The organism is Hyphomicrobiales bacterium, from assembly GCA_039973685.1.
In the GTDB taxonomy this organism is placed as follows: domain Bacteria; phylum Pseudomonadota; class Alphaproteobacteria; order Rhizobiales; family JACESI01; genus JACESI01.
On record JBDWKL010000027.1, the window covers coordinates 39,621 to 50,736 of the forward strand.

An 11,116-nucleotide genomic window follows, 5' to 3' on the forward strand; every position below is an offset into this window, starting at 1 on the left:
CGCTATTTTTGAGTTGATATTAGAATGAAATTGCTTACTTTGCGCCCATCCTCAAGGAGTATGTGATGCTTGATCGCCTCGATAAGAAAATTCTGTCTATTATTCAGCAAGACGCCACTGTGTCCGTTGCAGAAATCGGTAAACGTGTGGGGCTTTCAACCACTCCGTGCTGGCGCCGTATTCAAAAGATGGAAGAGGATGGTGTGATCAAAGCGCGTGTTGCTTTGCTTGATCCTGACGGCGTGAATGTTGCTGTTACCGCATTTGTGGCGATCACGACCAATGAGCATTCGGATGAATGGCTCAAGCGTTTTGCGGAGCTGATCAGCGAATTTCCTGAAGTTGTCGAGTTTTACCGGATGGCGGGACAGATTGATTATTTGTTGCGCGTCGTGGTGCCGGATATTGCTTCGTATGATGCTTTTTACAAAAAGCTGATTGCGAAGATTAAAATCTCGGATGTCTCGACCACATTCGCAATGGAGCAAATCAAATATACAACTGAATTGCCGCTCTCTTATATTCCATTGTCAAAATCAGATAAATCAGGCGATTAAGGGCGAACCACAGTCCGCCCTTTGCGTTTGTTTCGCTGCTTAGCTGTCGCGCAGTAGCGTAAGCAAGCTTGATGTGTCGTAACGGTTGCCGCCGCGTTGTTGGATTTGGCTGTAAAATTGATCAACCATAGCCGTTACAGGCAAATGTGAGCCATTCGCGTTTGCTTCTTCAAGGCAAATACCCAAATCTTTACGCATCCAATCAACAGCAAAGCCGAATTCGAACTCGTCTTTTGCCATTGTTGAATGGCGGTTTTCCATTTGCCATGAACCGGCAGCACCTTTTGAAATCACGTCAAAGACGACTTCTGTATCAAGGCCAGCTTTTTGAGCGAAGGCAACACCTTCTGAAAGCGCTTGAACAAGGCCCGCGATACAAATTTGGTTGACCATTTTTGTAAGCTGACCAGAACCTGTCGACCCCATAAGGCGTGATGCTTTTGCATAGTGCATAATGACAGGCTCAGCTTTGTCATAAGCTGCTTGATCGCCGCCGCACATAACGGTCAATACGCCGTTTTCTGCACCTGCTTGACCGCCAGAGACGGGCGCATCAATGAAGCCGACGCCTTTTGCTTTAGCCGCTTCCGCCAATTCGCGGGCAACACCTGCGGAGGCGGTTGTATTATCAATGAAGACTGAGCCTTCTTTTAAGCCGTGAAATGCACCGTTCTCGCCTGTGGTGACAGAACGGAGGTCATCATCATTGCCAACGCAGCAAAACACGAAATCAGCGCCATCTGCTGCTGCTTGAGGTGTCGCGGCGGCCTTGCCACCAAACTCTGCCGCCCATTTTTCAGCTTTTGCCGCGGTGCGGTTATAAACAGTAACGTCATGGTCACCCTTGGTCGCGATATGTCCCGCCATTGGATACCCCATTACGCCAAGACCGATGAATGCTACTTTTGCCATGACTTATGTTTCCTCTAATTACATTTAATCTGAATTGGAACGCGGAAAGATAACGTTGAAAATCTATGATTACCGACATGTTCCATGTCATTTATAGTTATAGCGCGGGTTGCGACAATTTCACCCTAAATCGGCAAGGTTCGTTGAATAAATTGGCGGTGCGGATATTCGCGGCCTAAAGACCAAAGCTGTGAAACGGGATGAAGCTCACGGGATCACCTTCATTCAAGCTATTTATGTCTTCTGCAATCTCAATCAGCCCATCGGCCTCACGCAGACCTGAGATAAGGCCTGACCCGTCGCGCTTGAATTTATCGACCATCAAGCGCCCATCCACTTCACGCAAGATGCCGCGCTGGAATTCGCGTCTATCGGTTTTCTTCTTCCCAATGGAAAAAGCAGCGGGCAGGGGAAAACGATGCGGTGTTTGCCATGTGGCACCGCCCAGCGCGAGGATGATTTGGCGGGCATAGAGCAAGAAGCAAACAAAGGCTGCAACTGGATTGCCCGGAAGACCAATAAAGGCGGCATTGCCGATATGGCCAAATGTCATGGGGCGACCAGGCTTAATGGCGAGCTGCCACATATGCCGACGGCCAATTGCATCAAGTGCGGTTAGAACATGATCTTCTTCGCCACGGCTTGCTCCGCCCGTTGTTAAGATCACGTCGTGGGTTGCTGAGAGCTTTTGCAGGGTGTCGGATATGGTGCCGAGATCATCTGGCAAGATGCCAGCGTTGGTGATTGTGACGGGAAGGCTCTCGAGCAAGCTTTCTAAAAGCGGTCCGTTAGAATTATAGACCTGTCCAGCTTTGATATCATTGCCTGCGGGGACCAGCTCATCACCAGTTGAGATGATGGCAACTCTGACATATTGAAAAACCAATACTTCATCACGTCCAAGCGAAGCAAGGGAGGCGATGTCGGCTGGGTTTAAGCGCTTGCCGCTGGAGAATAAAACCGTTCCTTCGCGCACATCTTCTCCGGCACGTCTGCAATTGGCTCCCTGTTTTAAACCCTGTGGAATAACGACAAAGGAAACACCGTCTTGCTCGCGCGTTTCGCAATCTTCTTGCATGGCGACACTGTCTGTGCCTTCAGGCATGGAAGCGCCTGTGAAAATGCGGGCAGCGCCATCATCTGGGACCACCATTGGTGATAAGTCACCAGCGGCCACCCGCGAGACCACGGGGAACGTTCCGCCATTGGCCTCATATGATTGATGAGAGAACGCATAGCCATCAACGGCTGCATTGTCACTTAGCGGCACATTGCGCGGCGCGGTGATTTCTTCTGCGATAATCCGTCCTGTTGCGTCTTTAAGCGGGATGGTTTCAGTCTGCCCAAGAGCTTCAATTTGTGCTTTTAAAATTTCCAGCGCGTCATCATGTTTCAGCCGATCTTTGTCGTGCAAAAAGCAATCGTTGAGGTCTGGCTTTTTATTGGTTTCCTGCTCAGGCATCGTGAGCGTCCATATTATCGTTGGAGATGATGCCCACATGGCCCAGCACGAAATCGGTTAGTGCGTTGATGTCATTAATGTCGAAATTGGGCAGATCGCTAGCAATTTCATGATCCCGCGCAATCGCCACCACATTTGAGTCGAGAGGGGCAATCTCTTCTTGTGAGCGGGAATCCACACGGCGGCATTCAATTTTTGGATGTGGTTCGCGTTTATAGCCCTCGATAATCACCAAATCGACTGGGGTGAGGCGGTTTAACATGTCATCGAGACTTGGTTGCTCATCACCGCGCAACTCATGCAAAACGGCCCAACGCATTTTGGAGCTGATCGCGACTTCCTGCGCGCCACTTAAACGGTGTTCGTGGCTATCGCGCCCTGGGTGGTCCATGTCGAATGTTTCGTGGGCATGTTTGATGGTTGAAACGGAGAAACCACGGCTTGTTATTTCACGCACTAGTTTACACACAAGCGTCGTTTTACCTGAGTTCTTCCAGCCCGTTACACCAAAGACACGTTGTTCGCTCATGCGGTTGGCTCCGTCGTTTTATTATCTGCCAATAGTTGTTCTGCAATCGCGAAATCTTCTGGCGTATTGATATTGAAAAAGGGATCGGTGTCATCACCCTCGAACGCTGGCTCTTCAAATTCAGCCATAGCCCAAGAATGTTGATTAACCCAAGCTAGAACCTTGCGGTTTTCTTCATCTGATAGCCATGCTTCCAGATGATCGGCGAGGCTAACGGGCCAAAGGCCGAAAACGGGGTGGCGACGACCGTTTGATCCAGCCAAGACAATGGTCTCATCCGTCGCTGCTTCGCTCAAAAAGCGCTCAACCAACGTCTCTGGGAAAAACGGTGTATCAGCTGCAGCTGTTACGATGAAGGTTGGCGGATTATCTAACGCGGCTGCATAACGCATGCCTGCAAGAACACCCGCCAAAGGACCAGCAAAGCCTGAAATCGTATCAGGCACAACGGTTGTCTCAAAACCAGCAAAGCGCGATGGATCGCCGTTAGCATTGATGATTATGCCGTCAGTTTGTGCACGAAGGCGTTCAAAAGCATGTTGCATGACGGGCTTGCCGCCAAGGGGCATCAAGCCTTTATCGCCGCCGCCCATTCGTCTTGAAAGGCCACCAGCAAGCAATACTCCAAGCGATTTCATTCTGCGGCCTCCGCGCCTTTGCGACGGTGCTTTTTGTCTTCATCAGCACCTGAAAGATCATCATCAAAAATCAGCCGTTCTTGACCCGCGAGCGCTACAAAGCGCTTTCCACGGGCACGACCAATGAGGGTGAGGCCTGCTTGCCTTGCCAAATCAACACCCCAAGCGGTGAAGCCAGAGCGGGAGATAAGAATCGGGATGCCCATGCGGACAGTTTTGATCACCATTTCTGAGGTGAGGCGGCCTGTTGTGTAGAAAATTTTGTTTGATGGATCGATGTTATTTTGGTGCATGAAGCCCGCGATCTTATCAACGGCGTTGTGACGACCGACATCTTCCATATAGGCGATCACGCGGTCTTCTTCGCACAACACGCAACCATGTATCGCGCCCGCTGTTAGGTAGAGCGATGGGGTGGTGTTGATGGTTTTGGTCAAGGTGCCAAGCCAGCTGGTTTTAAGCGAAGAGCCTTCGGGAAAAGAGAACCCTTCCAAGCTTTCCATCAAATCGCCAAATGTGGTGCCTTGTGCGCAGCCTGATGTGCGCACTTTCTTTTTCATTTTGTCTTCGTAGTTTGTTTCGCGCTCAGTGCGCACAACAACGACGTCGAGATCATCATCAAAATCGACGTCGGTGATGACGTCATCGGCGTGAAGCATGTTTTGATTGAGTAAGAATCCGATGGCAAGAAGATCAGGGTGGTCGCCAATCGTCATCATAGTGACGACTTCTTGGGAATTTAAATAAAGCGTCAACGCGCGTTCCGTCACCACATTGGTCGAAACACGTTCGCCTGCTTCATTGATGCCGTCGACTGTAGTGGAAAGCCCTTCGGCCTCTGGGTCGGGTTGGATGCTGAATTCACTCATGTTTTCAGCATAAGCATGGTTTGCGTGAGGTGCAATGAATTTGCCCCGTAAAAACAAATGTAAAAAGCAAAACGTCCGGACGAATGCCGGACGCTTTTGTATTACCCCTATAATTGAACTGAGCTTAATAGCTTCGTCTGTTTGATCTTTTGCGCATTTGCGATAGGCGACCCATCATTGACCAAAAGGCTTTCGAGCGTTCAATGTGTCCGCGTTGAATATAAGTTTCTGTATTTGTTTGGTAATTTGAATTTTTCATGATGCTTCTCCGTGGACCATTGGGTCTGTTTCGTTGTTGTTGAACCAGATATAAGCGTCAAAAATCTTGCTGACAAACGGGTAATTTTCAGCTATCACTTAAAATTATTTTATGTGAAGCGTTTTAATGACAAACTAGGAAGCCAATAAATGCCGGATAGATTACCGCCTCTCAACGCTTTGCGAGCCTTTGAAGCAACCGCGCGTCATATGAGTTTTTCAAAAGCGGCAGATGAGTTGTTTGTCACACCGTCCGCGCTTTCTTATCAAGTGCGTCAACTTGAAGAGAATTTAGGACAAAAATTGTTCGAACGCCTGAACCGCGCCATTGCTTTGACTGCCGCAGGGGAAAAGCTCTATCCGGGCATCCACACAGGTTTGCTTGCCATGAGTGAAGCGGTTGGCAGCTTGAAGAACGTAACGCCTGATGATGTTCTTGTCGTTTCAACGGGACCCGCGTTTGCAGCCAAATGGCTTGCCCCGCGCATGTATCGCTTCATTGAGGCTCATCCCGATATTGAACTGCAATTATCTGCCAGTTTGAAATTGATTGAATTTGGCGGGGGCGATGTCGATGTGGCGGTGCGCTTTGGGTATGGTGATTATCCTGATCTCCATGTTGAGCCGATTTTTGATGAACTCGTGACACCTATGTGCGCGCCAGAATTGATAGAGCGTGGGTTGAAGCAGCCTTCGGATTTAAAGAACTTCACCCTTCTACATGACGATTCGATGCGTCACATTGATCGTGCACCTGATTGGCAAGAATGGTTGCGACGTGCTGGCGTCACCAACGTTGATGCAAGCAGAGGAATGCGGTTTAGCCATGCTGACCATAGTGTTGATGCCGCCGTTGAGGGGGCAGGTGTGGCTTTGGGGCGTTCGTCGCTTGCGGGACGTGAATTGCAATCGGGCCGATTGGTGGCACCCTTTGATATTAATCTCAGTACATCGGCAGCATTTTGGTTTGTCTGCGCACCAGCAGATTTGGAAAAGCCAAAAGTTGCAGCATTTCGCGAGTGGCTTATGAAAGAAGCCTCCAAGCACAATGTTAATCCGACAGCTAAGTCGCTAGTTGCTTCGCCGCTTTAATCCGCACGCGTTCTCTGTAAAGCGTATAGATGCCCGTCGCCGTTACAATAGCGCTACCAAGCAGGGTCATCCAGTCGAGCTTGTCGCCGAAGACGATGATACCGAGCGCAATGGCCCATAAAAGGTTGGTATATCGAAAGGGCGCAACAATCGCGACTTCACCTACGCGCATGGCAGAGACGATGAAGAAATAAGCGACTGATAACAACAAAGCAGAGGCGAACAACCAACCAAACTCAGTGTTGGTCGGAGGTTGGTATTCAGCAAAAAAGTATGTGCCGAATGCGCCACTTAGTGTGATAGCGGTAGCGGTGGCGAATGTTAGGCTGACCGATGAGATGTCTTTTGGTGCTTGTTTGGTAACAAGGTCTCTGGCAGCCGCAAAAACCACGGCGCCTAATATGTTGAGCGAATAGATATTAAATGCTTCAAGTCCGGGGCGCACAATGAGCAAGACGCCAATAAACCCAACGGCAATCGCACTCCAACGACGCCAACCGACTTTTTCGTTCAGGAATATGACACTGCCAATTGTGACCGCGAGCGGTAGAGCTGATAGAATCGCTGCTGCGTTTGCCAACTCCACATGTATCAAGCCTGTTAAGAAGCAATATGTCGCGCCAACTTCGCACAGCGCGCGCCACCATATGATGGGCCTGTTGAGTTTGGAAAAAGACGAAAGTCCAGCAGTAAAGCTTATAAATGCGCCAATGAGCACAACGGTGAATGCGCCGCGCAAAAGGATGACTTCGACAATTGGCAGGTTTTGGCCCAGCACTTTGACGATGGCATCATTAAAGGTGAAGAGCGCCATCGCGCCCACCATGAACGCGCTGCCAGTCATATTTGGAGATAGCATTAGCGGGAACCGTTAGCCGCCGGTCATGCTCATATGTCGACCAACAGATGGTTTTTGCTGGCGGTCAATGATGAAATCATGGCCTTTGGGTTTGAGAGAAATAGCATTGTCGATGGCTGCATAAAGCGCTTCGTTGCCGTCTGATTGGCGCATTGGCGCGCGCAGGTCAGCAGCGTCGTCTTGGCCAAGGCACATATACAAGGTGCCTGTGCAGGTAATACGCACGCGGTTGCAGCTTTCGCAGAAATTGTGAGACATCGGTGTGATAAACCCAAGTCTTCCGCCTGTTTCCTGCACCTCAACATAGCGAGCAGGGCCACCAGTCTTATATGGAATGTCTGAGAGCGTGTAATCAGCCAGAATGTTCTCGCGCACATGCTTCAATGAAAGATACTGATCTGTACGATCTTCGTCGATTTCACCCAATGGCATGGTCTCGATAAGGGTCAAATCATGGCCTTCACCATGTGCCCATTTCATCATATCGATGATTTCATGCTCATTATCGCCTTTAAGAGCAACAGCATTGAGTTTTACAGCAATGCCAGCTTTTTTCGCAGCCGTGATGCCATCAAGTACTTGGTCAAGATCACCACGCCGAGTGATTCTCTTAAATTTGTCGGAATCAAGCGTATCGACAGATACATTCACACGGCGAATACCAAGATCAGCCATCTCCGAGGCGTATTTTGTCAGTTGTGAACCGTTTGTTGTGAGCGTCAATTCTTCCAAATCACCATTATCTAGGTGGCGGGAGAGGGCGCGAATGAGGGTCATGATGCCTTTGCGAACAAGTGGTTCGCCGCCTGTTAGGCGTAACTTTTTGACGCCTTTATCAATGAAGGCAGTGCAAAGACGGTCGATTTCCTCAAGCGTTAAAACTTCACGTTTTGGCAAAAAGGTCATGTCTTCTGACATGCAATAGGTACAGCGGAAATCGCAGCGATCTGTCACTGAGACGCGCAAATAGGTGATTGCACGCTGATATGGATCAATGAGTTGAGGCGTGTCTTCATTGACGGAACGAAGAGGTAGCGTCATTGGTTCTGGCGTCGGCCCGATGTGTTTTGGTCTGTTATCTTTAGAAATGATCGTCGCCAAAGCCGCACCTCCCAATGCACTCGATGCTTATATTTCTAACCTATCTGCATTTTTATCGAAAGCAAGCAAAAGGCGAAATTACATAGGAATTGATGCGGCATTGGCATTGCCAAGGAAAGTTAATCAGAATGAATTTAGGGGCTTTTAATTCTTGCAAGCATACGATATTGAAGCCCTTACTGTGACCACAGAATGGGGCCTCATGGCGGAGTGGTTACGCAGCGGATTGCAAATCCGTCAACCCCGGTTCGATTCCGGGTGAGGCCTCCAAATCCCTGATGGATTAGAAGAAATTCTTCTGCCGTTGCGGTTTAAAGTACGGTTTAACGCTATCTGGAACAGAGCGGAGAATACAGTGATGATGGATTTTGATGCAGCACGTCGGCAAATGGTTGATTGCCAAATTCGACCGAACGATGTGACCGACTACGATATCATTGATGCTTTTAGTACAGTCCCGCGTGAGTTATTTGTCCCATCAAGCAAAAAAGCGATCGCTTATAGCGACGCTGATGTCGATCTGGATGGACGCAGTCTTGGGCAGGTAACGCCACTTGCAAAGATGTTGCAGGTTGCTGATATTTCTAGTTCAGACGTGGTTTTGTGTGTTGGTTCGGGTGCTGGTTATGGCGCTGCTGTTATTTCACGGCTTGCAAACAGTGTGATCGCGGTTGAATCAAACGAGGATCTGGTTTCACGCTCAAGCGAGACGTTGATCGATCTTGGTTATGACAATGTAGCAGTTGTTCAAGCGGAATTAGAGGTTGGCTGCCCATCTGAGGCGCCATTCGACGTAATCCTCATTGAAGGTGCCGTTTCAACTTTGCCGCAAGCGCTGCTTGATCAATTGCGTGACGAGGGTCGTTTGGTGGCCGTTGAAGGTGAAGGCTTGTCTGGCCAGATCCGTGTTTATAGCCGTCATGGCGACGATATTTCAGCGACAGGGTTCTCAAATGTTGCTGTCCCGCGTCTGCCTGGCTTTGATAAAGCCGAAGAATTTGTCTTTTAAGCCGTTTTGTTACTAAACGTGAACTTGATTTCTGTTGAGCGCCATTTTTTTTGCCAACATGATTGTTAATGAATGCTATTGTTAACATAATGTAAACAAACATGATTCGTATTGTTAATGAATTACGTTATGTTTTGATATTTATTGCTGCTAATTTTTATATGGATTGGCTTTTCAAGGTCGAGCTTTCGGCTGGCAAGAGTAGGGTATAGGTGGATGAAACCCATCGGGAATTTTAAGACGATATCATTATTAATGGGTCTTGGTTTGTCTTCAGCACTTGTTGCCGTTCAACCGGCCTTGGCTGAGACATTGTATCAAGCGCTTGTTTCGACTTATTCAAATAACCCAACTCTAAACGCTGCACGTGCCGCCCAACGCGCCCAAAATGAAACGATCAATCAAGCGTTAGCTGGCAGACGTCCGACGATTACTGGTACGACATCAATTGGCGGTGAAAGTACTAATAGCTCCTCTAGTGGTGGTTTTAGTACGAGCCAAAGTAGCGACGCAGTAACTGGCTCGGCCGGTGTTACCTTAACGCAGAACCTATTCAACGGGTTTCAGGTTTCAAACAACGTTAAATCTGCAGAAGCTGGTGTGAAAGCTGGGGTTTCGAACCTTCAAAATACCGAGCAATCTGTGCTGCAACTTGCTGTCACCGCATACGCTGATGTTTTTCGTGATCGTAGAATCCTAGGCTTGCAACAACGAAACGTAAAATTCTCACAAGAACAGCTAAGAGCATCGCGTGCTCAGGCTGAAGTGGGCGAGGGAACGCGGACTGATGTGGCGCTTGCGCGTGCGAACGTCGCGGATTCTCTCTCCGACCTTGCAGGATCAAAATCCAGCCTTATTTCCAGCGAAGCGACATATCTGCAAATTATTGGTACCCGTCCAGGTACACTGAAAACAGCGACAGGTGCCGCAAAACACATCCCATCCACGCTTTCTGCCGCTCTTAGCAGGGCAAGAACGTCTCACCCTTTAATCAAAGCCGCTCAGCACAATGTGGATGCTGGACAGTTTAACGTGAAGGTTTCTGAAGGGACATTGCTGCCTACTGTTAGCTTAAATGGGTCATACCTTAGAAGTTTTGAGGGTGGCGCATCGGGTTCTGATTCTAGCAACAGCTCATTAACTGCCAATGTTTCGATACCGCTTTACCAAGGTGGTTCGCGGTTCTCAAGCATACGCCAAGCACGGCAGACTGTTTCTCAGTTACGCATTCAGGTTGACGAAGTGCGCCGCTCGGTTGAACAGGCTGTACGCGCTGCGTGGGCCGCTCTTGATGCCAGCAAATCCCAAATTAGATCAGCGCAAACCAATGTTAGTGCTTCGCAAACTGCGTTGAACGGTTTGGTTGAGGAACGCCGTTTGGGTGAGGCGACAACCCTTGATGTTCTTAATGCTCAGTCGAATTTAATTACTGCGCAGGTGGCTCTTGAAAATGCCCGTCGCGACCGTCTTGTTGCCTCTTATGCATTGTTGTCATCGATCGGTAATTTGACAGGTGATCGTTTGCAAGTCGCAAAAAGCACCAATGTCCGCCCGCCGAAGTACCACTATAAAGTCACGAGAGATCGCTGGCTTGGCCTGAGATCGCCTGGCGCTAAGTAAAAAATTGCCATTTCAGTGATTGATCGGCGTTAATTAACCATTTTTGTTATTTAATCTGCGGATAAGCGAAAGTGGTGCTTGTCCGCATTCCTAGAGACCTGCAATTACTCTAAACTCAAAGTCGGCGAATCAGTTCCGATATTTTTTTGACGTTGTTTATCGTCAAGGTGGAGAGTAGGCATGTCGAGCGCAAAAGCTTCTACAGAACCG

General features: G+C 48.9%; 11 protein-coding genes and 1 tRNA gene. 5 read left to right on the forward strand and 7 right to left on the reverse strand.

Features of this window, described 5'->3' with window-relative positions:
* Positions 1 to 65: 65 nt before the first annotated feature.
* Positions 66 to 557 (forward strand): Lrp/AsnC family transcriptional regulator, encoded by a 492-nt coding sequence (locus ABJO30_07985; GenBank protein MEP3232753.1) that lies wholly within the window; start codon positions 66 to 68, stop codon positions 555 to 557.
* A 39-nt stretch (positions 558 to 596) separates the two neighbouring features.
* Here the strand turns inward: ABJO30_07985 and ABJO30_07990 are convergent, their stop codons facing one another.
* From ABJO30_07990 to fdhD, 5 genes are all read right to left on the reverse strand, one after another.
* Positions 597 to 1,469 carry an NAD(P)-dependent oxidoreductase gene (locus tag ABJO30_07990; protein MEP3232754.1) on the reverse strand — a complete coding sequence of 291 codons (873 nt, stop codon included), beginning with the start codon at positions 1,467 to 1,469 and terminating at the stop codon, positions 597 to 599.
* A 175-nt stretch (positions 1,470 to 1,644) separates the two neighbouring features.
* Positions 1,645 to 2,931, reverse strand: a complete 1,287-nt coding sequence (gene glp, locus ABJO30_07995) for a gephyrin-like molybdotransferase Glp (protein MEP3232755.1) — start codon at positions 2,929 to 2,931, stop codon at positions 1,645 to 1,647.
* On the reverse strand, positions 2,924 to 3,460 hold the full coding sequence (mobB, locus tag ABJO30_08000) for a molybdopterin-guanine dinucleotide biosynthesis protein B (protein ID MEP3232756.1): 537 nt from the start codon (positions 3,458 to 3,460) through the stop codon (positions 2,924 to 2,926). Before mobB ends, glp begins: the two co-directional genes overlap by 8 nt.
* The gene (gene mobA, locus ABJO30_08005) at positions 3,457 to 4,098 is read right to left on the reverse strand and encodes a molybdenum cofactor guanylyltransferase MobA (protein MEP3232757.1); all 642 of its coding nucleotides are present in this window, start codon (positions 4,096 to 4,098) and stop codon (positions 3,457 to 3,459) included. The genes mobB and mobA overlap by 4 nt, the downstream gene beginning before the upstream one ends.
* The gene (gene fdhD / locus ABJO30_08010) at positions 4,095 to 4,967 is read right to left on the reverse strand and encodes a formate dehydrogenase accessory sulfurtransferase FdhD (GenBank protein MEP3232758.1); all 873 of its coding nucleotides are present in this window, start codon (positions 4,965 to 4,967) and stop codon (positions 4,095 to 4,097) included. The genes mobA and fdhD overlap by 4 nt, the downstream gene beginning before the upstream one ends.
* 408 nt (positions 4,968 to 5,375) lie before the next feature.
* Here fdhD and ABJO30_08015 point away from each other — a divergent pair, with 408 nt between their 5' ends.
* The gene (locus ABJO30_08015) at positions 5,376 to 6,317 is read left to right on the forward strand and encodes a transcriptional regulator GcvA (GenBank protein MEP3232759.1); all 942 of its coding nucleotides are present in this window, start codon (positions 5,376 to 5,378) and stop codon (positions 6,315 to 6,317) included.
* Here ABJO30_08015 and ABJO30_08020 read toward each other — a convergent pair.
* A complete protein-coding gene (locus tag ABJO30_08020; protein ID MEP3232760.1) occupies positions 6,289 to 7,176 on the reverse strand; it encodes a DMT family transporter in 888 nt (295 codons plus the stop codon). The two genes, ABJO30_08015 and ABJO30_08020, sit on opposite strands and share 29 nt — an antisense overlap.
* A 12-nt stretch (positions 7,177 to 7,188) precedes the next feature.
* Positions 7,189 to 8,217, reverse strand: a complete 1,029-nt coding sequence (gene moaA / locus ABJO30_08025; GenBank protein MEP3232761.1) for a GTP 3',8-cyclase MoaA — start codon at positions 8,215 to 8,217, stop codon at positions 7,189 to 7,191.
* 256 nt (positions 8,218 to 8,473) lie between these two features.
* Between moaA and ABJO30_08030 the strand changes: the two genes are divergently transcribed.
* The 3 genes from ABJO30_08030 to ABJO30_08040 all read left to right on the forward strand — a co-directional run bounded on the left by ABJO30_08030 (position 8,474) and on the right by ABJO30_08040 (position 10,906).
* A tRNA-Cys gene (locus tag ABJO30_08030) sits at positions 8,474 to 8,547 on the forward strand.
* Between the two features lie 88 nt (positions 8,548 to 8,635).
* A complete protein-coding gene (locus ABJO30_08035) occupies positions 8,636 to 9,286 on the forward strand; it encodes a protein-L-isoaspartate O-methyltransferase (GenBank protein MEP3232762.1) in 651 nt (216 codons plus the stop codon).
* Between the two features lie 267 nt (positions 9,287 to 9,553).
* Positions 9,554 to 10,906, forward strand: a complete 1,353-nt coding sequence (locus ABJO30_08040; GenBank protein MEP3232763.1) for a TolC family outer membrane protein — start codon at positions 9,554 to 9,556, stop codon at positions 10,904 to 10,906.
* The last annotated feature ends 210 nt before the right edge of the window (positions 10,907 to 11,116 follow it).

What these genes read in the sequence shown, in the direction of transcription:
- ABJO30_07985 (MEP3232753.1), top strand. Translation starts at nt 66, where the DNA reads ATGCTTGATCGCCTCGATAAGAAAATTCTGTCTATTATTCAGCAAGAC.
- ABJO30_07990 (MEP3232754.1), bottom strand. Translation starts at nt 1,469, where the DNA reads ATGGCAAAAGTAGCATTCATCGGTCTTGGCGTAATGGGGTATCCAATG.
- glp (MEP3232755.1), bottom strand. Translation starts at nt 2,931, where the DNA reads ATGCCTGAGCAGGAAACCAATAAAAAGCCAGACCTCAACGATTGCTTT.
- mobB (MEP3232756.1), bottom strand. Translation starts at nt 3,460, where the DNA reads ATGAGCGAACAACGTGTCTTTGGTGTAACGGGCTGGAAGAACTCAGGT.
- mobA (MEP3232757.1), bottom strand. Translation starts at nt 4,098, where the DNA reads ATGAAATCGCTTGGAGTATTGCTTGCTGGTGGCCTTTCAAGACGAATG.
- fdhD (MEP3232758.1), bottom strand. Translation starts at nt 4,967, where the DNA reads ATGAGTGAATTCAGCATCCAACCCGACCCAGAGGCCGAAGGGCTTTCC.
- ABJO30_08015 (MEP3232759.1), top strand. Translation starts at nt 5,376, where the DNA reads ATGCCGGATAGATTACCGCCTCTCAACGCTTTGCGAGCCTTTGAAGCA.
- ABJO30_08020 (MEP3232760.1), bottom strand. Translation starts at nt 7,176, where the DNA reads ATGCTATCTCCAAATATGACTGGCAGCGCGTTCATGGTGGGCGCGATG.
- moaA (MEP3232761.1), bottom strand. Translation starts at nt 8,217, where the DNA reads ATGACGCTACCTCTTCGTTCCGTCAATGAAGACACGCCTCAACTCATT.
- ABJO30_08035 (MEP3232762.1), top strand. Translation starts at nt 8,636, where the DNA reads ATGATGGATTTTGATGCAGCACGTCGGCAAATGGTTGATTGCCAAATT.